The organism is Deinococcus aquaticus (genome assembly GCF_028622095.1).
GTDB lineage: Bacteria > Deinococcota > Deinococci > Deinococcales > Deinococcaceae > Deinococcus > Deinococcus aquaticus.
This window is the reverse complement of sequence record NZ_CP115165.1, coordinates 967,534-989,899: the sequence shown is the minus strand read 5'-3', so window position 1 is coordinate 989,899 and position 22,366 is coordinate 967,534. Positions and strand designations below refer to the sequence as shown.

General features: G+C 64.6%; 24 protein-coding genes and 1 tRNA gene. 16 read left to right on the top strand and 9 right to left on the bottom strand.

Annotation, left to right across the window (positions count from 1 at the left end; genetic code table 11):
* Window positions 1-69 precede the first annotated feature (69 nt).
* Entirely contained in the window at window positions 70-423 is a 354-nt protein-coding gene (locus M8445_RS04755; protein ID WP_078301387.1) for a DUF2089 domain-containing protein, read from the top strand.
* Between the two features lie 59 nt (window positions 424-482).
* Here M8445_RS04755 and M8445_RS04750 read toward each other — a convergent pair whose 3' ends face one another.
* The 3 genes from M8445_RS04750 to M8445_RS04740 are packed head-to-tail and all read right to left on the bottom strand — an operon-like array spanning window position 483 to window position 2,147.
* Window positions 483-842, bottom strand: coding sequence for a tRNA-binding protein (locus M8445_RS04750; protein ID WP_273990058.1), 360 nt, complete (start codon window positions 840-842; stop codon window positions 483-485).
* A gap of 24 nt (window positions 843-866) precedes the next feature.
* On the bottom strand, window positions 867-1,394 hold the full coding sequence (locus M8445_RS04745) for a GNAT family N-acetyltransferase (protein ID WP_273990057.1): 528 nt from the start codon (window positions 1,392-1,394) through the stop codon (window positions 867-869).
* A 57-nt stretch (window positions 1,395-1,451) separates the two neighbouring features.
* Window positions 1,452-2,147: a Crp/Fnr family transcriptional regulator gene (locus tag M8445_RS04740; protein ID WP_273990056.1), complete on the bottom strand. Its 696-nt coding sequence runs from the start codon at window positions 2,145-2,147 to the stop codon at window positions 1,452-1,454.
* 262 nt (window positions 2,148-2,409) lie between these two features.
* Between M8445_RS04740 and M8445_RS04735 the strand changes: the two genes are divergently transcribed.
* On the top strand, window positions 2,410-4,245 hold the full coding sequence (locus M8445_RS04735) for an acyl-CoA dehydrogenase C-terminal domain-containing protein (protein WP_273990055.1): 1,836 nt from the start codon (window positions 2,410-2,412) through the stop codon (window positions 4,243-4,245).
* A gap of 69 nt (window positions 4,246-4,314) precedes the next feature.
* Here M8445_RS04735 and M8445_RS04730 read toward each other — a convergent pair whose 3' ends face one another.
* Window positions 4,315-4,980, bottom strand: a complete 666-nt coding sequence (locus M8445_RS04730) for a LexA family transcriptional regulator (RefSeq protein ID WP_273990054.1) — start codon at window positions 4,978-4,980, stop codon at window positions 4,315-4,317.
* A 147-nt stretch (window positions 4,981-5,127) separates the two neighbouring features.
* Here M8445_RS04730 and M8445_RS04725 point away from each other — a divergent pair, with 147 nt between their 5' ends.
* Complete coding sequence (locus M8445_RS04725; protein WP_144012010.1) at window positions 5,128-5,451, top strand: hypothetical protein; 324 nt, start codon at window positions 5,128-5,130, stop codon at window positions 5,449-5,451.
* Between the two features lie 63 nt (window positions 5,452-5,514).
* Here M8445_RS04725 and M8445_RS04720 read toward each other — a convergent pair.
* The 3 genes from M8445_RS04720 to M8445_RS04710 form a co-directional block, all read right to left on the bottom strand.
* Window positions 5,515-5,590: transfer RNA gene (locus tag M8445_RS04720), tRNA-Ala, on the bottom strand.
* Window positions 5,591-5,668: 78 nt separating this feature from the next.
* Entirely contained in the window at window positions 5,669-6,070 is a 402-nt protein-coding gene (locus M8445_RS04715) for a helix-turn-helix domain-containing protein (RefSeq protein WP_273990050.1), read from the bottom strand.
* Complete coding sequence (locus tag M8445_RS04710) at window positions 6,067-6,453, bottom strand: hypothetical protein (protein ID WP_273990049.1); 387 nt, start codon at window positions 6,451-6,453, stop codon at window positions 6,067-6,069. Before M8445_RS04710 ends, M8445_RS04715 begins: the two co-directional genes overlap by 4 nt.
* A 208-nt stretch (window positions 6,454-6,661) precedes the next feature.
* Here M8445_RS04710 and M8445_RS04705 point away from each other — a divergent pair, with 208 nt between their 5' ends.
* Window positions 6,662-9,310: an N-6 DNA methylase gene (locus tag M8445_RS04705; RefSeq protein WP_273990048.1), complete on the top strand. Its 2,649-nt coding sequence runs from the start codon at window positions 6,662-6,664 to the stop codon at window positions 9,308-9,310.
* 97 nt (window positions 9,311-9,407) lie between these two features.
* Here the strand turns inward: M8445_RS04705 and carB are convergent, their stop codons facing one another.
* Window positions 9,408-12,482, bottom strand: coding sequence for a carbamoyl-phosphate synthase large subunit (carB, locus tag M8445_RS04700; protein WP_273990047.1), 3,075 nt, complete (start codon window positions 12,480-12,482; stop codon window positions 9,408-9,410).
* Between the two features lie 81 nt (window positions 12,483-12,563).
* Window positions 12,564-13,193, bottom strand: a complete 630-nt coding sequence (locus M8445_RS04695) for a LysE/ArgO family amino acid transporter (protein WP_273990046.1) — start codon at window positions 13,191-13,193, stop codon at window positions 12,564-12,566.
* Window positions 13,194-13,293: 100 nt separating this feature from the next.
* Here M8445_RS04695 and M8445_RS04690 point away from each other — a divergent pair, with 100 nt between their 5' ends.
* The 12 genes from M8445_RS04690 to M8445_RS04635 all read left to right on the top strand — a co-directional run bounded on the left by M8445_RS04690 (window position 13,294) and on the right by M8445_RS04635 (window position 22,290).
* Window positions 13,294-14,421 carry a pyridoxal phosphate-dependent aminotransferase gene (locus M8445_RS04690; RefSeq protein ID WP_273990044.1) on the top strand — a complete coding sequence of 376 codons (1,128 nt, stop codon included), beginning with the start codon at window positions 13,294-13,296 and terminating at the stop codon, window positions 14,419-14,421.
* Window positions 14,422-14,525: 104 nt separating this feature from the next.
* On the top strand, window positions 14,526-15,005 hold the full coding sequence (locus M8445_RS04685; protein WP_078301402.1) for a hypothetical protein: 480 nt from the start codon (window positions 14,526-14,528) through the stop codon (window positions 15,003-15,005).
* A 171-nt stretch (window positions 15,006-15,176) separates the two neighbouring features.
* On the top strand, window positions 15,177-15,656 hold the full coding sequence (locus M8445_RS04680; RefSeq protein ID WP_273990042.1) for a hypothetical protein: 480 nt from the start codon (window positions 15,177-15,179) through the stop codon (window positions 15,654-15,656).
* A gap of 298 nt (window positions 15,657-15,954) precedes the next feature.
* Window positions 15,955-17,187, top strand: a complete 1,233-nt coding sequence (locus tag M8445_RS04675; RefSeq protein WP_273990041.1) for an argininosuccinate synthase — start codon at window positions 15,955-15,957, stop codon at window positions 17,185-17,187.
* Window positions 17,188-17,189: 2 nt separating this feature from the next.
* The gene (locus tag M8445_RS04670) at window positions 17,190-17,630 is read left to right on the top strand and encodes a DinB family protein (RefSeq protein WP_273990039.1); all 441 of its coding nucleotides are present in this window, start codon (window positions 17,190-17,192) and stop codon (window positions 17,628-17,630) included.
* On the top strand, window positions 17,627-18,109 hold the full coding sequence (locus M8445_RS04665; protein WP_273990038.1) for a GNAT family N-acetyltransferase: 483 nt from the start codon (window positions 17,627-17,629) through the stop codon (window positions 18,107-18,109). The genes M8445_RS04670 and M8445_RS04665 overlap by 4 nt, the downstream gene beginning before the upstream one ends.
* Complete coding sequence (locus tag M8445_RS04660) at window positions 18,106-18,660, top strand: GNAT family N-acetyltransferase (protein WP_273990037.1); 555 nt, start codon at window positions 18,106-18,108, stop codon at window positions 18,658-18,660. Before M8445_RS04665 ends, M8445_RS04660 begins: the two co-directional genes overlap by 4 nt.
* Entirely contained in the window at window positions 18,657-20,054 is a 1,398-nt protein-coding gene (gene argH, locus M8445_RS04655) for an argininosuccinate lyase (protein WP_273990036.1), read from the top strand. Before M8445_RS04660 ends, argH begins: the two co-directional genes overlap by 4 nt.
* A 4-nt stretch (window positions 20,055-20,058) precedes the next feature.
* Window positions 20,059-20,532, top strand: coding sequence for a GNAT family N-acetyltransferase (locus M8445_RS04650; RefSeq protein WP_273990035.1), 474 nt, complete (start codon window positions 20,059-20,061; stop codon window positions 20,530-20,532).
* Between the two features lie 50 nt (window positions 20,533-20,582).
* Window positions 20,583-21,092 (top strand): GNAT family N-acetyltransferase, encoded by a 510-nt coding sequence (locus M8445_RS04645; protein WP_273990034.1) that lies wholly within the window; start codon window positions 20,583-20,585, stop codon window positions 21,090-21,092.
* 132 nt (window positions 21,093-21,224) lie between these two features.
* The gene (locus M8445_RS04640) at window positions 21,225-21,677 is read left to right on the top strand and encodes a GNAT family N-acetyltransferase (protein WP_273990033.1); all 453 of its coding nucleotides are present in this window, start codon (window positions 21,225-21,227) and stop codon (window positions 21,675-21,677) included.
* Window positions 21,678-21,762: 85 nt separating this feature from the next.
* Entirely contained in the window at window positions 21,763-22,290 is a 528-nt protein-coding gene (locus M8445_RS04635) for an N-acetyltransferase (RefSeq protein ID WP_273990032.1), read from the top strand.
* Window positions 22,291-22,366 lie beyond the last annotated feature (76 nt).

The following is a 22,366-nucleotide window of genomic DNA, read 5'->3' as shown; positions in this document are numbered from 1 at the left end:
TCCGCCTGAACAGGTGTTCCCACCCATGCAGGCGGAGTCCACATGACCCGCCCCTTACAGTGAGGATCTATGCGCCCCCTGCCCCTGCCGTTCCCCGATGAAACCGAAGCGCCCCTGGTCACGGAACTGCGGTTCCCGACAAGTGGCGTGACGGTGCGCGGCACCTTCGAACTGAACGAGTTCGCGGTCCTGACGCCCGACAACCTGGAATTCCTGCGCCTGTACATCCGCGTGCGCGGCAACCTCAAGGAGGTCGAGCGGGTCCTGGGCGTCAGTTACCCGACCGTCCGCGCCCGCTTCGACACGCTGCTGCGCGCCATCGGCTACGAACCGGAACTGGCCGACCCGCACGCCGAGGTCCTGAGCAGCCTCGAACGCGGCGAGATCACGCCCGAGGAAGCCGCCCGCAAACTCCGCCGCTGAACGGGGGCAGTGGGGAGCGGGAACAGTGCTGGACGCTCATCCATTCCCCGCACCCCTCTTCAGAACACCTTGCTGCCCAGTTTCGCTTCGCGGGCGGGGGTGAGGGGGGTGGCGTCGCCGCTGGGGGCGCCCGTGAACTGCACGCCGAGAATCAGGACGTCCGAGACGGTGTCCCCGACAGGGCGCGCCTCGAAGTTCAGGACGCCGAGGACCTGCATTCCGATCAGTTCCTCGGGGGTGTGCCCGGTGAAGCGGCCCACGCTGGTGTGCACGCCGTACCGGCCGAAATCCACGCTCAGGCGGTAGGCGGGTTTGGGGGTGCCGGGGGCGGGTTCGGCGCTCAGGACGCGGCCCAGGCGGATGTCCAGGCGGTCGAGGGTGTCGGCGGGCGTGACTGTGTCCTTGAGGGGGGTGGCCATGCGGCCAGCGTGGCACGCGCCGGGTCAGCGCAGGGTGCCCAGGTCTGACCAGCCCATGCGGAGTTCGCGCAGGTCACCGTCACGCTTCTCGCCGCATTCCATGCCGCCCTGCCGGGCGTACCAGGAGCGGGTGGGGTTCACGTCCAGCACCCACAGGGCCATGCTGCGCTGGCCGCGTTCGCGCAGGGCACCCATGACGGCGCGCAGCAGGGCGAGACCGGTGCCGTGTCCCTGCGCGGCCCGCAGGGCGTACAGCGTGAACAGTTCCGAGTCGAAGCCCGGGTGGTCGCGCGCTTCACCCGCCGAAGCGAAGGCCAGCACGGTCCCTTCTGCCTCGGCCACGCGCACCACGTCCTGCCCGGCTGTGATGTTCTGCGCCCAGAACGCCTCGCGCCGCGCCTGCATGTCGGCGCCCGTCATGCGGTCCAGGAAATCGCCGGGCATCAGGCCCGCGTACGTCTCACGCCAGCTCTGAACGTGAATGGCGGCAATGGCAGGGGCGTCGGCGGGCGTGGCGACCCGGATGACGGGCGGGCTGACCGGTGTGGACATGGTTCAGCATAAAAGAACGCCGCCCCGGAAGGCAGCGCAGATGAACGGGCGTCCGTCTCAGTTGCCCTGTTCGATGTAGCGTTTCAGGGCGTCCAGGCGCACGATGATGGGCGTGCGGGCGCGGACGATCGCGCCGTCCTGTTTCAGTTTGCCCAGGCTGTGGCTGACCGTCTCGCGGGTTGCGCCGACCATGCGGGCAATGTCTTCCTGGTTCAGTTTCAGGTTCAGTTCCACGCCCTGCGCGTGCGGGCGGCCGAACTCGCGGGCCAGTCGGTACAGCAGGCTCGCCACGCGCTCCGGGGCGCTGTAGGCGCTGACGGTGGCGGTCCAGGCCTGCGCCTCGAACAGGCGGGCGGCCATCAGGCGGATCAGTTTCATGGCCAGGTCGGGTTTGCTGTTCAGGAGTTTCTGCAGTTCGGCTCGGGGCAGCACGATCAGGGTGGTGCGTTCCAGCGCCTCGGCCTGCGTGGGGCGGCGTTCCTCGGCCTGCAACAGCAGTTCCCCGAAGGTGTCGTGCTGCCCGATGACGCCCAGGATGGCTTCCTTGCCGTTGGGGAAGAGTTTGCTGATCTTGACGAGGCCGCTGCGAACGAAGTACAGCGCGTCGGCGGGGTCGTCCATGCGGTAGATGACCTCGCCGGGCTGGTAGGACCGGTAGGGGGTGGTGACGGCCACTCGCTCCAGTTCGGCAAGCTCAAGGTCGGCGAAGAGCTCCGTTCGCTTGAGGTGCCAGACCAGGCTTGGATAGTTCATGATTCTTCACACAATACCCGAAAGAACGTGCAGTTATCCGCATCGGAAACTCTGCCCCCCGATCGCCACCGGGTGTGTTACGGGTCAGTTACAGGTGGGGCCGGGACCCCGGGGGAACTGGGTGGCCAGTCAGCAGGGACGCTCCGGGCCGGCGGACCGGGCAGACAGGGGTGACATTCGCCCCGAGAAGATTTATACTCGGTTCAACTAACAGTGACGGGTGGCGTCCCTCCGGGCGAAACCCCACAAGGAGGACCTACACATGCCTACCTACAAAGCCCCCCTGCGCGACATCAAGTTCCTGATGAACGAGCTCCTGGACGCTCCAGCCGAACTCGCCCAGATCCCCTACTACACCCAGAACGAAACCGCCGACGCCGACCTGATGAGCCAGGTGCTCGACGAGGCCGCCCGCTTCGTGGAAAGCGAACTGGTCCCCCTGAACGCCGTGGGCGACAGGGAAGGCTGCATCCGCCACGACAACGGCGACGTGACCACCCCCACCGGCTTCAAGGCTGCGTACGACAAGTACCGCGCCGCCGGCTGGACCGCCCTCGACGCCGACCCCACCTACGGCGGCCAGGGCATGCCCCACCTGATTAGCAACGTGCTGGTCGAGATGCTCAACAGCGCCAACGTCGCCTGGAGCATGTACCCCGGCCTGAGCCACGGCGCGTACAGCGCCCTGCACGCCGTCGGCAGCGACACCCTGAAAGACCTGTACCTGCCCAAGATCGTCAGCGGCGAATGGACCGGCACCATGTGCCTCACCGAACCCCACGCCGGCACCGACCTCGGCATGATCCGCACCAAGGCCACCGACAACGGCGACGGCAGCTACGCCATCAGCGGCACCAAGATCTTCATCAGCGCCGGCGAGCACGACATGGCCGACAACATCGTCCACCTCGTCCTGGCCCGCCTGGAAGGCAGCCCCGAAGGCACCAAGGGCATCAGCCTGTTCCTGGTTCCCAAGTTCGTCCCCACCGCCGACGGCAAGGTCGGCGAACGCAACGGCGTGGTCTGCGGCAGCCTGGAACACAAGATGGGCATCCACGGCAACGCCACCGCCGTCCTGAACTTCGATCAGGCGCAGGGCTGGCTGGTCGGCGAGGTCAACAAGGGCATGAGCCACATGTTCATCATGATGAACGCCGCCCGCCTCGGCACCGGCCTCCAGGGCCTGGGCCTGGGCGAAGTCGCGTACCAGAACGCCCTGGTGTACGCCAAGGACCGCACCCAGATGCGCCACGAACCCCGCGTGAACCCCGGCGAGCAGGCCGACCCGATCATCGTGCACCCCGACGTGCGCCGCATGCTCCTGACCGGCAAGGCCTACACCGAAGCCGGCCGCGCCATGGCCATGTGGCTCGCCCTGAGCATCGACCAGGAACACCACCACCCCGACGAAGCCAAACGCAAGGAAGCCGCCGACCTCGTCGCCCTGCTGACCCCCATCGCCAAGGCCTTCATGACCGACAACGGCTTCAACATCGCCGTGCAGAGCCAGCAGGTCTTCGGCGGCCACGGCTTCATTCAGGAATGGGGCATGGAGCAGTTCGTCCGCGACGCCCGCATCGGCCAGATCTACGAAGGCACCAACGGCATCCAGTCCCTCGACCTGCTGGGCCGCAAGGTCCTCATGGACGGCGGCAAGAAACTCCAGAAACTCGCCGGCACCCTCCAGGAATTCGTTGAGGAAAACGAAAGCGACGAGCACATCGGCGAGTACGTCGGTCAGCTCGGCAAGGCCGCCCAGCAACTCGGCAGCCTGACCATGGTCATCGGCCAGAAAGCCATGGGCGAAGGCGGAGCGGACGAAGTGAACGCCGCCGCCGTCGACTACCTGCGCTTCTTCGGGCACGTCGTGTACGGCTACCTCTGGGCCCGCATGGCCAAGATCGCCCACGAGCAGATCGAAGCCGGCAACGACAGGGACGGCTTCTACACCGCCAAAGTCCAGACCGCGAAGTTCTACTTCGCCAAGCTGTTCCCCGAAATCAAGAGCCTCGCCACCACCATCAAGGCCGGGAACGAAACCCTCGCCGTCGACGACCGCGCCGTCTTCGGCTGGGAAGGCGCGCTCGTCCACGCCTGAACCCCACCCCCGCACCACACAGGAGGCCCGCAGCAACCGCGCGGGCCTCCTGCCTTGCATTCAGCCCCCCTACACCGGCAGGGCCGACCCCAGGAACGAGTTCGGGCTGCGCGACAGGCTCCGGATGCCGTCATCGTCGGCCCGGTACGCCAGGACGGCCAGCGTGCAGGGCTGCCCGCCCTCGCTGTGTCCCTCGGCGTACGCGCGGGCCAGTACCTGGCTCAGCTCCCGCGCCAGCCGCACGTACCGCTCTGGTGTGAGGTTTACGGTCACGCGGTCCAGGTGCGCCGGGTGCCCCTCGGCCGCCGGGGCGTCCGCTGGCGGCAGGCCGGGCGTACTCCCGCCCACCTCACCAAAAATGTACACGTCCTCCTCGCCTGCCCCCGCCAGCGCCCACGACCACCCATAAGCCCGCAGAAAGCCTTCCGACAACTCCCGCAGGTCCGCCGTGCCGTTCCCCTGCGCGTCCTCCGGCGGCAGCAGGTCCGACGGCACCCGGAACTCCCGCGCGGCCAGCACGAACCGCACCCGGCCCCCCTCACGCCCCAGCTCGCGCAGCAGGCCCAGGCTCGCCAGTCGCTGCGCATGATGATGCACGAGGTTCGCCGCCATGCCTGCCCGCCCCGCCACCTCGGACGGTGACGTGAGCAACCCCAGCAGGCGCACGTCCTGCCGCAAGGCCCGCGCCGCGCGCATGTCCGTGACCCGCACCGATTCCGTCTGTCCGTCCGTCATGCCCGCAGTGTGCCGCCCGCGCGTTTCAGCGCGCCACAACCACCGCTGAAAGCCTGCCCACCACCTGCGCCGCTACCAGAATCCTGCGCCCCCCGCAGCGGCATGTGCGGCAACGCCCCGCTCTCATGACTGGTATATGTGAAAGCCATGAAGAAATTGACTGCCGGTCTGCTCCTCATCGCCTCCCTCACCCTGGCCTCCTGCGCGCCCAAGTACACGGCCGCCACCGCCAAACCCGTCAGCGACATGAACTGCGCCGAGATCAAGGACGAACTGGGCAAACTCGCCACCGTCCGCACCGAAGCGCAGAACAAGAGCGGCGTCAGCAAAGAGAACGTCCTGTTCGTCCTGTTCTTCTGGCCCGGCGCGGTCGTCAACGAGATGGACAACCGCGACGTGATCGCCAAGGTCGACGCCCGCACCGAGGAACTGAACAAAGCGCAGAGCGCCAAGAGCTGCCCCGCCAACTGAACCCCACCCAGGGCAGGCGCAACAGGAAAACCCCCTCCGGTGTGGAGGGGGTTCCTTTGTTTCTGGTGGAGCTGAGCGGGATCGAACCGCTGACCTTCTGAATGCCATTCAGACGCGCTCCCAGCTGCGCCACAGCCCCAAGCCAACGCCTGAGCCCAGAAAATGTAGCACCACCACGCACAGAAGTAAAGAGGGTCAGGCGACCCGCCTGAATCTGCTACTGCGACTGCACGGGCTGCGGCAAGTCCACCTGAATGGTCTTCCCGGCCCGGCGGGGCGTGAGCGTCACGGTCACGTCGTACCCCAGCGCGCCCGCGTGTTCGGCCAGGGTGCCCACCGTGGGATTGACCGAGCCATTCTCCAGTTGCGACAGGCGACCCCTGCTGACGCCGCGCCGCCGCGCCAGTTCCGCCGCGCTCAGGTGCGTCTGTTGCCGCGCGAGCTTCAGCGCGTGCGCCACCGTCTCGGCCGTCAGCGCCTCCTGCACGTCCGCCGCGAAACCCGACGCACTCTCCGGCACCAGCAGTCCGGCAGGCAGATCAGCGGTGGGCGTGACCGACCCGTCCGCGTTCAGCAGTTCAGCTGCCAGTGCCATCTTCGCTTTCAGGGATTCGTTCATAACTTCAACCTCCCGGTTTTCACGGCGATCAGCGCGTCGTACGCTTCCTCGATCAGGGCCTCATTTGGCCCGTCCCCGTCTGTCTTGAATTCCGCGTTGACCAGCACGGGCCGACCATCCGCCAGCCAGAACAGGTATACGCGCGCCCCGCCGCGTTCGCCCGTGCGGGTACTGGGCTTCAGTTCACTGATACCCGGATAGCCTTTCAGAGCCACCACGTACCGGCTGGCATGCCCATGCTCCCGGACGTCCTGGCAGAGCTTGATGCATTGCCAGACCGCGTCCCGGTGTCCAGCTCGATTCATGTCGAGCAGGCATTCCACGATCCGGACGTGCCGCGCCCGCAGGCGGTGAGGGAGGCGGACGTAAACCAGTGGCGGCACGGGTTTAGTTTAAGCTAAACAATCTGGAAATGCGACCCCCGGCCATTTCGCGTTGACAGGGGAGAGGGGCGGCCCTGGAGTCTTCCAGTCCGCCCCCCGTCACCACCCCGCGCCCCAGCAGAAGCACGAGGGCATGTTCTGGTCGCATATTCAGTCACTTGTGCTTATTGCATGGGCGCCGATCCGTATTATTCGCTAAACTGTGGGTATGAGCGAAGAATTGATTCAGAAAGATATGCAGGGCAATGGCGAAATTATAGGCGATCTTGAATATTATAGCATCGGCGCAACAACGCTAGGCCAGCTTAAATCATATAATATTATTCCAAAGAGAGATTACGGCGCCAATTCAAATAAAAAGCCTGACGCAATCCTAGTCGATCGGCGCGATTTAAACAACATACAGGTTAAATTGGTGGCTGAATATAAAAAACCCGAAGAGCTTTCTACTGAAGCAAAAAGAAAGAAGGCGATTGCGCAGTGCTTGAATAGATATTGTTTGCCTTTAAAATCTCCAATTGGTGTTATTACTGACGGAACTCAGCATATATGGATTAACCCTGCGGCTGGGGATGATAATCGTATTATTCTTAGGGAGGATGGATATCCACTTGGTGCTAAGATTAAGTATAGTGGGGACGATGAGAAACAAGAATTTGTAAAATTGGTAAATCGCGTTATAGGCGACATAAGTTCTGTAAATTCTAAACTGCAAAGCGAAGAATATAGGGACCCATCTGCGCTTGCTTCAAAAGTGTGGCAAAAAATATGGTTGGCAAGCGGTGAAAACCCTGACGCGTGCCTTGCGACGTTTGTTGAGATTTTTGTTTTCAAGTATCTAAGTGATTTAGGGGTTCTAACAAAGAATTCCTCCGCTGTACCGGTTTCGTTTGATGATGTGATGAAGATCGATGAAAATGAAATTCTAAAATACTATACCCTGAATATACGGGATGCTATTAAAAAACTGTTTCCTTTCTCGAAAAAAGATGGTACCTCAGTAATAAACGGCAGTGTTCTGAATCATGAGCTTGAGGAGCATAACATATTATTTAAAGATATTCTGCGTGAATTTCATAAGTTTGGGAGCCTAAAAAATATAGATCCGGAATTCAAGTCAAGACTATATGAAAAATTCTTGAAAAATAGCATTAGTCAAAAAAACTGGGGGCAGTTTTTCACACCAAGAAATATTGTGAAGGCCATGGTAGAAGTTAGTGGGATAGAAAACCTTCCTGACGGAAGCTTGGTTCACGATCCGGCGTGTGGTGTGGGCGGATTCTTGCTTGAGCCTCTGCTTAACAAAAGAGAAGGCGATTTTAGCGTCAGCGGTAAAAAAATATCATCTAAACTAAAATATTCGGGATATGATAGAGATAAGAAAACCATCATCCTTGCGAAGGCCAACATGCTCATACATGTTAATGAATTGATTGGCTCAAATCCAACAATGACTACTCAGTTCTCATCATTGTTTAACTCTACATTTTCTCAAATTAAAGATTCTAATCTAGGATCATTGTCTCTTATGGAAAAGGATAAGTACGATCTTATTCTTACTAATCCTCCGTTTGTAGTCAGAGGAACTGCGGATATTAAGAAGACAATCAGTAAAAACGCAAAGCTTAGTAGCTTCTTCGCTGTTAGAGCGCAGGGCATTGAGGGTCTTTTCTTGGAGTCAATAATTAGAAGTACAAAGAAAGGTGGTACAATTGTTACTATTGTGCCTGATGGAATTATGAATAGGAGTTCTGATTCTAAGATTCGCCAATTTATTATGGAGCAGTGTTTCATAGAGGCTATTATTTCTTTGCCAGAAAACTCATTTTACACAACTCCCAAAAAGACTTATATTATGATTCTGAGAAAAAAGACTGATTTTAAAATAGATCAATCGGAAGCAGTTTTTACTTATCTAGTCAAAGATGTCGGGGAGACTCTTGATGTAAAGAGATTTCCCGCTGAAAATGATCTAATTGAAATGGTGAGGCTGTATAAATATTTTAGATCTGACAAATCGGCATTTGTATCGAGCTCTGATAAATGTAAGGTGTTCGGCATCGAGATTTTTTCTCCCAAAGAGCATTGGAGCATTGATAGATGGTGGAGTATAAAAGAAAAGCAGCGTATTGGAGTTTTAAGCACGCAAAACGAGACGAGCGTAGGTAATTTTATTATAGATACGAAAAAATCGATCAATAGAATGAAGGAAATCATAAAAAATTTGGAATCCCAGCCAGTCGTTCCTCCTGTCATTAAAAATAGTGTGGAAATTTGTCTCGGTGATCAAAAATATTTCAAACTTCAATTGGGGTCGAGAGTTTTGAAAGAGGATATTTACGATAATATTGGAGGCGTGCCTTTATATAGCGCAAATGTGAAAGAGCCGTTTGGATATATTGATAATGTGGAGGATTTGGAACGTGAGGAATTTTCGAGAGAATCGATCTTGTGGTCCATTGATTCAGATTTTGACTCCAGTGTTATAGAGTCAAATATCAAATTTCGACACACCGATCATTGTGGCCGAATTACGGTAAATGTAGTTGATATTGATCCTTATTTTATTTCGTACAGTCTTTTAAAGCTAAGGGAAACGTTTGATAGGGGCTTTAGATCGAGCATCTTAAACATGAGTAAAATTTCCATTACTGTCCCGGTTAGGCTGGACAGATTTGGTAAGCCTCTTGTGAAACATGTCAAGTCTAAAGATACAGACAGATATGAGAAGTATTATGTATTTGATCTAAAGACCCAGAAGGCTACCGCTGATTACTATACTGAATTCAATGATAAAAAGATGCAATTGAAAGAGGAGTTCAACAGTATTCTTGAGAAACATTTGCCGTATTTATAAATTGGTAAACAACTTTACAACTGTATGAACAATCTTAAATAAAAGAACTCCGCCGACCTCCACTGCGAAATCAGGGAGGTCGGCGGTGAGGCTCATGTCAGGCGTTCACCCATTCCTGAAGGCTTTTCACGCCCAGCGCGTCACCCTTGGCGGCGGCGATGGCTTTGGCGGTCCATTCGGCGGCTTCGCGGGTGCTGACGATGGGCACGCCGCGTTCCAGTGCGGTGCGCAGCAGGCGACTACCGGTCACGTCGATCAGAAGGTTGGGCAGTTTGTCGCCGTCCTGTTCGCGGATGACGGTCAGGCCGCTGCCCGTCAGGCTGGCGGCCACGTCGTCCAGGCCGTCGCCGATCAGCAGGGCGGTGCCGGTGGTGGGGACGTTGCTTTTCGCGCCGATCTGCGCGCGGTAGAACGCGCGGTACGGGTCGCTGTCGATGCCCATGCTCTCGCCGGTGCTTTTCATTTCGGGGCCGAGGGTGGGGATCACGCCCGCGAATTTCAGGAACGGCAGGTGCACTTCCTTCACGGAGTACATGGCGGGGACGGGGGTCTCAAACAGGCCGATCTGGTCGAGGGTATGGCCGACGGCGATGCGGGCGGCGCTCTTGGCGAGGGGGTGGTTCACGCCCTTGGACACGAACGGGACGGTGCGGCTGGCGCGTGGGTTCGCTTCAAGGATGTACGCGACGTCGTCCTTGACGGCCCACTGGACGTTCATCAGGCCGCGCACGCCCAGGGCCAGGGCGAGGCGTTCGGTGTCGGCTTTCACGCGGGCCAGCAGGTCGGGGCTGAGGTTGACGGGGGGGAGGATGCAGGCGCTGTCGCCGCTGTGGATGCCGGCGGCCTCGATGTGTTCCATGATGCCCATGACCACGGCCCGCTCTCCGTCGCAGAGGGTGTCCACGTCGAGTTCCAGCGCGCCTTCAAGGAACTGGTCGAGGAGGATGCTGGGTTGCCCTTCGACGGCGGCGTACACCTCGCTGAGGTACGTGGTGAGTTCGTCCATGCTGCGGACGGTGCGCATGGCGCGGCCGCCCAGGACGTAGGAGGGGCGGGCCATGAGCGGGAAGCCGAGTTCTTCGGCCAGCGCGGCGGCCTGGTCGGGCGTCTGCGCGACCTTGCCCAGCGGTTGCGGCAGGCCCAGGCGTTCGCACAGGGCGTTGAAGGAGGCGCGGTCTTCGGCCTCGTCGATGGCGTCCACGCTGGTCCCGATGATCGGGGCTCCGGCTTCGGCCAGTCGGCGGGCGAGTTTCAGCGGCGTCTGCCCGCCGAGCTGCACGATCACGCCGACGGGTTTCTCGTGTTCGACGATGTTCATGACGTCCTCGAACGTCAGCGGTTCGAAGTACAGGCGGTCGGCGGTGTCGTAGTCGGTGCTGACCGTCTCGGGGTTGGAGTTGACCATGATGGTCTCGTACCCGGCGTCCTGAAGCGCCCACACGGCGTGCACGGTGGCGTAGTCGAATTCCACGCCCTGCCCGATGCGGTTGGGGCCGCTGCCCAGAATCACGACCTTGGGTTTCTCGGTCTGCGTGACCTCGTCCTCCCACTCGTAGGTGGAGTAGTGGTACGGGGTGTGCGCCTCGAACTCGGCGGCGCAGGTGTCCACGGTCTTGTACACGGGCACGGCGCGGGCTTCCTTGCGGATGGCGCGCACGTCCAGTTCGCTCAGGCCGACGATCTCGCCGATGCGGGCGTCGCTGAAGCCCAGGCGTTTGACCTCGCGCCAGATCTCGTACTTCCACTCGCGGATCGGGCCGAGTTCCAGCAGTTCGCTCTCGGCGTCGATGATCTCCTTGAGCTGGCTCAGGAACCACGGGTCGATCTTGGTGGCGTCGAACAGGTCGCCCGTGCTCTCGCCCCGGCGCAGCAGTTCCATGACGGCTTCCAGGCGGCGGGGGTTGCCGTACAGCAGGCCGCGCAACTCGTCCACGCTCATGGCGGCGAAGGCGCCGCGCACGTCGGACTCCACCGAACGCATGGCCTTCTGGAGGCTCTCCTTGAAGGTGCGGCCGATGGCCATGACCTCGCCCACCGAGCGCATCTGCGTGCCCAGCGCGTCGCTGCTGCCGGGGAACTTCTCGAACGCGAAACGCGGGATCTTCGTGACCACGTAATCGATGCTCGGCTCGAAGCTGGCGGGCGTGATGCGGGTGATGTCGTTCTTCAGTTCGTCCAGGTGGTAGCCGACCGCCAGCAGCGCGGCGATCTTGGCGATGGGGAAGCCCGTGGCCTTGCTGGCCAGCGCGGAGCTGCGGCTCACGCGGGGGTTCATCTCGATCACGATCACGCGGCCGTCCACGGGGTTCACCGCGAACTGGATGTTGCTGCCGCCGGTGTCCACGCCGATCTCGCGGATGATCGCCAGCGACTGGTCGCGCAGGCGCTGGTACTCCACGTCACTCAGGGTCTGCGCCGGGGCCACGGTGATGCTGTCGCCGGTGTGCACGCCCATCGGGTCGAAGTTCTCGATGCTGGTGATGATCACGACCGTGTCGGCCGTGTCGCGCATGACCTCCAGCTCGTACTCCTTCCAGCCCAGGATGCTTTCTTCCAGCAGCACACTGGTCACGGGGCTGTCGCGCAGGCCGCCTTCCGTGATCGCCAGGAACTCCTCGTACGTGTGCGCGATGCCGCCGCCCGTGCCGCCCAGCGTGAAGCTGGGGCGGATCACGATGGGCAGCCCGATGACCTTCTGGTACTCGACGGCTTCCTCCATCGAGTGGACCATCTGGCCCTTGGCGGTCGCCACGCCGATCTTCTTCATGGCCGCCTGGAATTCCTCGCGGTCCTCGCCCTTGCGGATGGCGGCGGCGTTTGCGCCGATCAGTTCCACGCCGAACTCGGCCAGCGTCCCGTCGGCGTTCAGGTCCATGGCGAGGTTCAGGGCCGTCTGGCCGCCCAGGGTGGGCAGCAGCGCGTCCGGGCGTTCCTTCTCGATCACGCGGCGCACGAATTCCGGCGTCAGCGGTTCCAGGTAGGTGGCGTCCGCGAGGTCCGGGTCGGTCATGATGGTCGCGGGGTTGCTGTTGACCAGCACCACCCGGTATCCCTCGTTCTTCAGCGCTTTGAGCGCCTGCGTGCCCGAGTAGTCGAACTCGGCGGCCTGCCCGATCTGAATGGGGCCGCTTCCGAGAATCAGGATGGTCTGGAGATCAGTACGCTTAGGCATTCCAGAGAATGAGCCTAACACGCCCGGAGGCCCGGCGGCGTAAGGCGGTATGCAAACTTATGCAGGCAGGGCCGGGGGGGCCTACAGCCCGCGCAGCAGTCCGGCGGCCGTCAGCAGCCCCGCAGCCGTCAACAGCAGGGTGGCGCCGATCAGCAGGTCCAGCACCCGCCACGCCTGCGGCCGGGCCATGACCGGAGCCAGCGCGCGGCCCGCCACGGCCAGCGTGAAAAACCATGCCCAGGACGCCAGGAGCGTGCCCAGCAGGAACGCCGTGCGCCCGCTGCCGCTCAGGCCCGCGCTGGCCCCGCCGATCAGCACGACCGTGTCCAGCAGCGCGTGCGGGTTCAGCAGACTGAACGCCGCCGCCGTGCCGATCACGCGGGCAGGCGCGGTGACCGCCCCGTCCGGCGCGGCGTGCAGGCCCGCGTGACCGGGATTCAGGGCGGCGCGCAGGGACCGCAGACCGTACCACGTCAGGAACGCCGCGCCCAGCAGCGTGCCCGCCGTCACCAGCGCCGGGTGGCGGGCCAGCAGGCCGCCCACGCCCAGCACGCCCAGCGTGATCAGGCCCGTGTCGCACGCGGCGCAGGCCAGCGCCGCCAGCAGCGCGTACCGCCGCGCGAGCCCCTGGCGCAGCACGAATGCGTTCTGCGGGCCGATGGCGACGATCAGCGACAGGCCCAGGCCCAGCCCGCGCAGGAAAGGAGGCATCCCGCCCACTGTAGCTGCCCGCCGGACCACCGTTCACGCGGATCACCCGCAGATCAGACGACTCCCGGCGCGCCGGCCCGCGCCCGTGCAGACTGCGCTCATGCCACAACTGCACGACCGGGCCCGCGCCTCGCAGGAGAGCGTCTTCTCACGCATGAGCCGGCTGGCTGCCCAGCACGGCGCGGTGAACCTGGGGCAGGGCTTCCCGCCGGGCCCGCCGCCCCTCTTCCTGCTGAACGCCGCGCGGGACGCTGTGGGCCGCAGCGACCAGTACACGCCCCCGGCGGGCCTGGGGGCATTGCGGGACGCGCTGGGCGCGGACCTGGGCGTGGACGGCGCCGACATCACCGTCACCTGCGGCGCGACCGAGGCGCTGGATGTCCTGGCGCTGTCCCTGTACGGGCCGGGCGACGAGGTCCTGATGCTCGAACCGGTGTTCGACGTGTACCTGCCGCAGGCGTGGCTGGCTGGCGCGACGCCCGTGACGGTGCCCATGCAACTGGACCCGGTGTCCGGGTGGTCCTTCGACTCCGGCGCGCTGGCGGCGGCCGTCACGCCGCGCACGCGGGCGCTGCTGCTGAACAGTCCCTTCAATCCCACCGGGACGGTGTTCACGCCGGAGGAACTCGCGGGCATCGTGGCCCTGGCCCGCCAGCACGACCTGTGGATCATCAGTGACGAGGTGTACGACGAACTGTACTTCGGAGAGCGACCCGTCAGCCTGCGGACCCTCGCGCCGGAGCGGACCTTCACGGTCGGCAGCGCCGGCAAACGCCTGGAAGCGACCGGCTGGCGCGTCGGCTGGATCGCCGCGCCCCCCGGTCTCAGCGCCGGTCTGGGCGGCGTGCGGCAGGTCACGTCGTTCTGCGCGCCCGCGCCCCTGCAATCGGCGGTGGCGGCCGCGCTGCCCGTCGCCCGACAGGACGGCTTCTACGACACCCTGCGCGCCGGGTACGCCGCCCGCCTGGCTCTGCTGGCCGGGGGCCTGCGCGACCTGGGGGCCACCGTGTTCGAGCCGCGCGGCACGTACTTCCTGACTGCGCTGCACCCCCACTGGACGGCCGGGTCCCTGGTCGAGCAGGCGGGCGTGGCCGTCATTCCCGGCGAGGCCTTCTACGCCCGGCACGCCGCGCCACAGGGCCTGCTGCGCGTGGCGTTCTGCAAGTCCACCGACGACATTCACCTCGCGCTGGAGCGCCTGCAACACCATGTGCGCTCCCAGTCCTGACTCCCGGCATGCGCTGGAACGTAAACCCCTCATGAAGGCCTCCGCGCGTTTTTGTAAAGAAGACCTCCTTACTTCACGCCGTCCCCGCTGACTATGCTCGGGGCATGAAGAAGACCATCCTCGGCCTCCTGGCGATCACCGCCGTTTCCTCCGCCTCCGCGGCCAGCTACGTGGGTGGCTCGGTCGGCTCCGGCGCTACCCTGCACTACCAGACCGATCTGACCGGCAGCAGCGCCATGCGCTACGGCCTGAACCTGGACGCCACGAACTTCAACTTCAACAATGTCGCTATCGGCGGCAGCGTGGACTACCTGGGTGACTTCACTGGCACCGGCTCGGCCCTGGGCGGCCTGACCCCCTACTACGGTCTGGGTCTGGGTGCTGGCGTGGCCCTGGGTAACAACGGCGGCGGCGTCAGCCTGTACCCGCACGGCACGCTGGGCCTGCGCTACAACGTCACGGACCCCCTCAGCGTCTTCGTTGAAGGCAACATCGGGCCCGTCGTCTCCATCGGCGGTTCCAACAACAGCAGCGTCTACATCGGCAGCGGCGCCCGCATCGGCCTGAACTACCGCCTGCCCTGATCAGAGTGCGCCGGCAGCCACGCGCGCCCTGAACCCCCAACGAACAGAGAGGCGAACGACCCCCGCAGCGGGCGTTCGCCTCCATTCGTTCCCGAAAGCTGTCTAGACTGGTTCTCTGAAAGCAGGCAGATGAGGCGGCAGATCTCTCATGAGAACGGCAGGATGGAAGGCATGAAGAAGATCCTGCTGTCCGTCCTGACCCTTGCCACCCTGTCGACCGCCAGTGCCGCCGAGAAGGTCGGCGCCTACCTGCTGGGCGTGCAGTACCAGCGCGATACCAACGCCACCGACGCCGTGCGCTTCGGACTGGGCCTGCCCCTGGCCGCCGCATTCGACGGGGGCGGCTTCGTGACTGTCAGCGGCGACGTGTCCTACCTGCGCCACACCTCGCCTGACACCGAGTCGGTGCAGCCCTACTACGGCGGCACCCTGGGACTGTTCGGACTGTTCGCGACCGGTGGGGGCAGCTCGGCCGGTGCGGTGGGCGTGTTCCCCAGCGTGCTGGGTGGCGCGAACTTCAACGTGACCGATCAGGTCAGTCTGTTCGGTGAACTCGGCGTCGGGCCGCGCGTGGTGTTCGGGACGGGCATCGGCGCCGACTGGTCCTTCGGCGTGGGGGCCCGCCTGGGCGTCAACTACCGTCTGCGCTGAATGCCACTTGCATCTGGGGGGCCGCTGCGTGCGGTCCCTTTTTGCGTGTGGTGTGGGGTGAACTGGACACCCGGCTTGACCCTCCGGGCGCTGTCCTGCTACCCTCGCTGCATAGCTATGCGGTTTTAGCGCATAACCATACATCTATATGCAGACTCCGACTCTCCGACGCTGACCGACCGCCTGACCCCACCCGGGGCCACAGGCGGCGTGCTCATGCCCGGAGGGCCTTGCGCTGCCCACTCCAGACCAACCCCTTACAGACCAACGCTTCACATACAGCAGGGAGAATCAGACCATGACCAAAGAAAAGATCGTGCTTGCATACAGCGGCGGCCTGGACACCAGCATCATCCTCAAGTGGCTCCAGACCGAGCGGAACTACGACGTGGTCTGCTTCACCGCCGACCTCGGCCAGGGCGATGAGGTGGAAGAAGCCCGCGTCAAGGCGCTGAACACCGGCGCGGTCGCCGCCTACGCGCTGGACCTGCGCGAGGAATTCGTGCGGGACTACGTGTTCCCCATGTTCCGCTCCTCGGCGCTGTACGAGGGGTACTACCTGCTGGGCACCAGCATCGCCCGCCCCCTGATCGCCAAGAAGATGGTCGAGATCGCCGGGAAGGAAGGCGCGGTGGCCGTGTCGCACGGCGCGACCGGCAAGGGCAACGATCAGGTGCGGTTCGAGATGACCGCCTACGCCCTGAACCCCGACATCGTCACGGTCGCTCCCTGGCGCGACTGGGAATTCCAGGGCCGCGCCGACCTCGAAACCTTCGCCCGTGAGCACGGCATTCCGGTGCCCACCACCAAGAAGGACCCCTGGAGCACCGACGCGAACATGCTGCACATCAGTTACGAGGGCGGCATTCTGGAGGACCCGTGGGCCGAGCCGCCCGCGCACATGTTCAAACTCACGGTGGATCCCGCCGATGCGCCCAGCGAGCCCGAGTACGTGGAAATCGAGTTCCTGAACGGTGATCCGGTCGCCATCAACGGCGAGCAACTGAGCCCGGCCGCGCTGCTGGCCCGGGCGAACGAACTGGGCGGCAAGCACGGCGTGGGCCGCCTGGATCTGGTGGAAAACCGTTTCGTGGGCATGAAATCACGCGGCGTGTACGAAACGCCCGGTGGCACCGTCCTGTACCACGCCCGCCGCGCCGTCGAGAGCCTCACCCTGGACCGCGAGGTGCTGCACCAGCGCGACCAGCTGGGACCCAAGTACGCCGAACTGGTGTACAACGGCTTCTGGTTCGCCCCGGAACGCGAGGCGCTTCAGGTGTACTTCGATCACGTCGCCAGCAGCGTCACCGGGACCGCCCGCCTGAAACTCTTCAAGGGCAACTGCGTCACCGTGGGCCGCAAGGCCCCCCAGAGCCTGTACGACAAGGACCTCGTGAGCTTCGAGGCGGGCGGCGACTACAACCAGCACGACGCTGGCGCGTTCATCAAACTCAACGCCCTGCGCATGCGCGTGCAGGCCCGCGTGAAAGCTAAAGCCGAAGCCGCCGAACAAGAACCCGCCCAGGTCTGACCGTGACCAGCCTCGCCCTCGTCGTCGCGCAATGGCAGCCCACCCTCCGGGAGCTGACAGAACTCCAGGCATCCCGCCACATCGCCCCCGGCGTCTGGAGCGCCAAGCAGATCCTCGGGCATCTGATCGACAGCGGCGTAAACAACCACGTCCGGTTCGTGTGGGCCAGCCGGGAGGACGGTCTGGCCCTGCCCGGTTACGACCAGACCGCGTGGGTCGAGGCCGGCGACTACCAGCAGCGCCCCTGGGCGGACGTGCTGGCCCTGTGGGTCGCGTACCAGACGCAGCTCGCGCACGTCATCGACACCCTGCCGCCTGACAGCCTGGACCACACCCTGAGCGTCGGCGGGAGCGCCCCCGTCACGCTGCGCTTCATCGCGCAGGACTACGTGCAGCACCAGCTGCACCACCTGAACCAGATTCCCGGGCGGGCGCAGCCATGACCCTCCCCGCCGGATTCACCCTGCGTCCCGCGACCGTCCGTGACGCGGCCCTGATTCAGTCCCAGCGCACGGCCATGTTCACGGACATGGGCAGTGACGCGGCGGGACTGGCGCGTGTGCACGAGGCGGGCGCCGCGTGGCACGCGCGCATGCTGGCCTGCGGCGCGTACACGGGCCTGCTGGTCGAGAGTGGGGGAGAGGTGGTGGCCGGGGCGGGCATCCTCTGGACCGACCTGCCCCCGAATGCCGACACGGCCGCCACGACCCGCGCGTACGTGCTGAACGTGTACGTGCAGCCCGCGCAGCGGGGGCGGCGACTGGCCCGCACGCTGATGGAAGCGGCGCTGGCCGAATGCCGGGCGCGCGGCGTAGACATCGTGACCCTGACCGCCTCGAATGCCGGGCGGCCCACCTACGAGGCGCTGGGCTTCGTGCCGCAGCGGGAAATGAAACTGCTGCTCCCGCCGGTGAACCCGTGACCGCCGCTGCCCTGCGACCCGTGAACCGCGACGACCTCGCGGGCTTTCACGCGGTCATGATGGCCGCCGGAATGGACCCCCGCTCAAGCTGGGCGCGGACCACGCCCGACGACCTGGAACGCTCTCTGTTCAGCCCCGGCGCGGGCGGGTTCCTGGCCGTCAGCGGCAACGAACCGGTGGGGTGCGTCGGCTACCGCCCTGACCTTTCCACGACGGGCGGCCCGCACACCCTGACCCTGAACAAGCTCGCCACCCACCCCACCGCGCGCGGCACCGGCCTGGGCCGCGCCCTGGTCTGGCAGGTCGAGCACGTGGCCCGCGCCGGCGGGTACGGGCGCGTGCTGCTGGCCGTGTCCCAGTTCAATCTGGACGTGCTGCCCTTCTACGAGCAACTCGGGTACGCCGTTTCAGACGACCTGTACGCCCACGCGAACCCCAGCAGCCCGCCGCCGGTGGTGCTGGTCAAACCAATCTTTTCTCCTCTCTCCGGGGGGAGAGGGGCCGGGGGTGAGGGGTTCCTTCACTGCCCACCCGAGGACGCAAGCCAATGACGAATACGCAGGATAAGAAACTCTGGGGTGGCCGCTTTGCGGAGGCCACGGACGGTCTGGTGGAACTCTTCAACGCGTCGGTGGGCTTCGATCAGCGCCTTGCCGAGCAGGATATTCGCGGCTCGCTGGCGCACGTGGCGATGCTGGGGCAGGTCGGCATTCTGAGTGCCGAGGAGGTCGCCCAGATAGGTGAGGGCCTGAACGCCGTGCTGGCCGATATCCGCGCGGGGAATTTCGAGTGGCGCCTGGACCGTGAGGACGTGCACATGAACGTGGAGGCGGCCCTGCGTGACCGGATCGGGCCGGTGGCCGGGAAGCTGCACACGGCCCGCTCGAGGAACGATCAGGTGGCGGTGGATTTCCGTCTGTTCACGAAGGAGGCGGCGCTGGATCTGGCCGGGAAGACCCGCGCGCTGCGCGTGGTGATGCTCGCGGAAGCCGAGAAGCACCTGGAGGCTGGGGTGATCCTGCCGGGGTACACGCACCTGCAGGTGGCGCAGCCGATCCTGCTGTCTCACTGGTTCATGGCGTACGTGGCGATGCTGGAGCGCGACGAGGGCCGCTTCCGGGACGCGGCCGAGCGGATGGACGAGTCGCCGCTGGGTTCGTCGGCGCTGGCGGGGACGCCTTGGCCGATTGACCGGCACGCGACGGCGGCGGCGCTGGGCTTCGCGCGGCCCACCGCGAACAGCCTGGACGGGGTGGGCAGCCGGGATTTCGCGCTGGAGTTCCTGGCGGCCTGCGCGATCCTGTCGGCGCACCTGTCGCGCCTGTCGGAGGAACTGATCCTGTACTCGACCTTCGAGTTCGGCTTCATCACCCTGCCCGACAGCCATACGACGGGATCGTCGATCATGCCGCAGAAGAAGAACCCGGACGTGTCCGAACTCGCGCGCGGCAAGGCGGGCCGCGTGTTCGGGAACCTCATGGGCCTGCTGACGGTCGTGAAGGGCACGCCGCTGGCGTACAACAAGGACCTCCAGGAGGACAAGGAGGGCGTGTTCGACTCCTACGACACGCTGAGCATCGTGCTGCGCCTGTACGCCGAGATGATGCCGAAGACCGTCTGGCACGCCGACGTGACCCGCGCCGCCGCCGCACGCGGCTACTCGACCGCCACCGACGTCGCGGACTTCCTGGCCCGCCAGGGCGTCCCGTTCCGCGAGGCGCACGAGGTCGTCGGCGGACTGGTCGGCGTCGCCAGCCGCAGCGGGCGGCAGCTGTGGGACCTCACGGACGCGGAACTGCGCGCCGCGCACCCCCTCCTGAACGCGGAGGTCGCGCAGTCCCTGACCGTCGAGGAGAGCGTCCGTGGCCGCGCCAGCTTCGGCGGGACCGCCCCGCACCGCGTCCGCGAGGCCATCCGGAACGCCCGTCAGGCCCTGGAGAACTGAACGTATGCCCGCCGACCTGCGCCCCGCCACGTCCGCCGATCTGCCCGTCATTCACGGGTTGATCCTCGAAACCGGGCTGAGCACCGACCCGACGCTCATCACCGCCACGCTGGACGGCAGCTCCTACTGGCTCGCCACCGAGGCGGGGCAGGTCGTGGGCACCGTGGGCCTGGAGCACGGCGACGGCGCGGGCCTGCTGCGCTCGGCCGCCGTGCGGCCCGCCGCACAGGGCCGGGGGGTGGGTGCGGCGCTCGTCCGGGCAGCCCTCGGGGCGGCGCGGGCGCGTGGGGACCGGGCCACCTATCTGTTCACCGACACGGCCGGGCCGTACTGGGCCCGCCTGGGATTTGAACCCGTTCGCGCCGCAGACCTGATCAGGGCGCTGCCGGGCGTGCCACAGGTCCGCGGTGGGCTGGCCCGAGGCTGGATTCACGGGGCCGCCGCGTGGCGACTCGACCTGACAGGAGTTTCACCATGACCACCCTTCCTCCCCTGACCCACATTCCTTCTGCCGCGCGAGGTGCCCGTATGACCCATGTTCCGCTGACTGACATGCACGTGAAACTTCGTCAGGCCGCCCCGGCGGACCTGCCCATCGTCCTGGACCTCCTGACCCGCTGCGGGCTGCACACCAGCAGCGTGGACCTGGGGGCCGGTACGTACTGGATCGCGGATCTGGACGGCGTGCCCGGCGGCTGCATCGGCCTGGAGCACGGCCAGGGCGTGAGCCTGATCCGCTCGACGGCGGTGGTGCCCGAGGCCCGCAGTCAGGGTCTGGGCCGCGCGCTGGTCCGCTCGGCGCTGACTCACGCGACGCTGCGCGGCGACCGCAGCGTGTACCTGTTCAGCGAGGAAGCCGGGGATTACTGGCGGCGCTTCGGGTTCGTGCCCGTCACGGCCGACGAGATTTCCGGGGCGCTGCCGGACGCGCCGCAGGTGGTCAGCGGCCTGTGTAACGGCTGGATCGGCGGCGAGCAGGCGTGGCGGCTGGACGTGCAGCCACTGGACGTTCAGCCGGGCGAGGCGGCGCGGGGGTGAACGTCCAGTGGCAGTGCTTCCACGCGGCCATGCGCTATGCTGACGGCACGCAAAACCCGTCTCGACCGGCTCCCGCAGGGGCTCCGGCTTCTTTGCCTCATTCCGACCTTTCAGACTGTGGAGGAACACCGAATGACCGATTCCAGCGTTCAGATTCGACTGGCGAGCAGCGCCGACAGGGATACCGTCACCCGCGTCTTTCACGACGCCGGGCTGGATACCGACGCCACGCTGGCGGACGGCACGACCTACTGGGTGCTGGAACGCGGCGGGCAACCGGTCGGCGCGATCGGCCTGGAGCACGGCGAGGGCGCCTCGCTGCTGCGCGGGGCGGCCGTGATGCCCGAAGCGCGTGGCAGTGGGCTGGGCCGGCGGCTGGTCATGAGTGCCGTGGAGTACGCGCAGGGACGCGGGGACCGCGCGATCTACATGTTCAGCAAGGGCGGCGACTGGGGTACGTTCGGCTTTCAGCAGGTGCCGCTGGCCGTGGTGATGGGGGACGTGCCGGACGCCCCGCAGATTCAGGCGTACCGCGCGCAGGGCAGCCGCCCCGGCGGCACCACCTGGATGCGTTCCCTGAGCTGAGGGATCTGGGGGGTGGGATGCGGGCTGTGGGTCTTGTCCCACGTCCTGAAACCCACACCCCATACCCGCCCCTGGGGGGCCTCGCGTGACGCTGGCCCTGGAGTCCATCGCCGTGCCGGACATTCACCCGGACGCGCCCCTGGTGACCCGCAAGGCGCGCCTGTCGGACATTGAGGCCATTCACGAGCTGATCGGGTACTGGGCGGCGCGCGGACTGATGCTGGTCCGCTCGCGCGCCCTGCTGGCCGAGACCATCCGGGATTTTCATCTGGTGCTGGCCGACGCGCACGAGGGGCGGCCGGGCGGGCTGGCCGGCGTGTGCGGGCTGCACATGCTGGCCCCGGACCTGGCGGAGGTGCGTGGACTGGCCATCCACCCGAACATGCAGGGGCGGGGGCTGGGGCGTGACCTCGTGGCGGCGTGCGAACGCGAGGCGCGTGAGATCGACCTGCCGGCCCTGTTCGCCTGGACGTACCAGCAGGGCTTCTTCGAGAAGTGCGGCTTTACCCGCATCGACAAGACGAACCTGCACCCGAAAGTCTGGAGTGAATGCCAGCGCTGCGCGTTCTTCGAGAACTGCAACGAGATCGCCATGTACCGGGAGTTACGGTGAATGGGGCGCGTACCGGGGCGCGCGGCACGCCCACTGCGGGCGCGGCATCTGCTGAAGTGCTGACGCGCCCCGCGCC